The sequence below is a fragment of the Kitasatospora sp. NPDC002040 genome, from assembly GCF_040296785.1.
Taxonomy (GTDB): Bacteria; Actinomycetota; Actinomycetes; order Streptomycetales; family Streptomycetaceae; genus Kitasatospora.
Window position 1 is genome coordinate 1 of record NZ_JBEOXV010000042.1, and the last position, 1,398, is coordinate 1,398.

Consider the following 1,398-nt stretch of genomic DNA (forward strand, 5'->3'; position numbering starts at 1 on the left):
GCGCGCTGTTTGATGCACCGACCGTCAACGGCCTCGCCGCAGTCCTGGAAGACGCATCAGCCACTCGCACCCCGCCCCAACCCACCACACGACCGGCGGAGATTCCGCTGTCCCTGTCACAGCGCAGGCTCTGGTTCCTCCACCAGTTGGACGAGGAGCCGACATACAACCTTGCGCACGCGGTGCGTCTGACAGGACCGTTGGATGTCGATGCCCTCAAGGCCGCGCTGGGAGACACGGTCGCCAGGCACGAGAGCCTGCGCACGCTGTTTCCCAACGTCGACGGTCGGCCGTTGCAGAAGGTGCTGCCCGCAGACGTTCAGCCGCCTTTCATTGTTACGGATGCTGAAACGGAGAACCTGGACACTCTGCTGTCCCGCGCCGCAGAGTACCGGTTTGACCTCGCGACTGAACTTCCCTTCCGTACCTCGCTCATTTCGCAGGGGCCGCAGGATCACGTCCTGGTCCTGGTACTGCACCACATCGCGTGCGACGGACAGTCACTGCCACCGCTCTACCGGGACATCGCTACCGCGTATGCGGCACGCCTCCTTGGACGAGCACCCGACTGGACGCCGCTCGCCCTTCAGTACGTGGATTGGGCACTGTGGCACCGGGAGGCGCTGGGGCGAGCGGAGGATCCGGACAGTGGCTTCGCCGACCAGCTGGGGTATTGGAAGGAGCAGTTGGAGGGGCTTCCGGGGCAGCTGCCGCTGCCATTCGACCGTCCGCGGCGAGCCGCTCCGGCCTCCCCTCAGGGAAGCGTCCGCTTCGAGCTGCCCGGAGAGCTCCACGGCCGGCTCGGGGCGGTCGCGCGAGAGAACCGGACGACTCTCTTCATGCTGCTGCAAGCAGGTGTGGCGATGCTTCTCAGCCGGCTGGGTGCGGGGACGGACATTCCGCTGGGCAGCCCGGCGTCAGCCCGCCAAGACGACATATTGCAAGATCTCGTGGGGTTCTTCGTCAACACTCTGGTGTTGCGCATCGACACTTCGGGAGACCCGACATTCCGGGAACTGCTTCTTCGAGTCCGTGAAACGGATCTTGCCGCCTATGCGCGCCAGGACATGCCCTTCGACTTGATCGTCGAAGCGTTGAACCCTGAGCGCATCACGGGTGTGAATCCGCTCTTCCAGGTGAACGTTGGCATGCAAGGCACTCCAGACCCTGTGGTGAGCCTGTCGGGAGTCGACTCCAGTCCAGTGCCGATCAAGGTGCAGAACGCAAAGTTCGACCTCTCCTTCACCTTCACCAACCGCTCGTACGACGCCACGCAAGGCGACGCACTCGACGGAGTTATCGACTACCGGACCGATGTGTTTGATCGGGTTGCGGTTGAGGGGATTGTGGCGCGGTTGGTGCGGGTTTTCGAAGCGGTGGTGGCTGATCCGGATGTGC

At 63.9% G+C, this 1,398-nt stretch carries 1 protein-coding gene; it reads left to right on the top strand.

What is annotated here, in order from left to right; genetic code table 11:
- On the top strand, nt 1–1,398 hold a 1,398-nt coding region (locus ABT118_RS32625), incomplete at both ends, for a condensation domain-containing protein (RefSeq protein WP_350678541.1).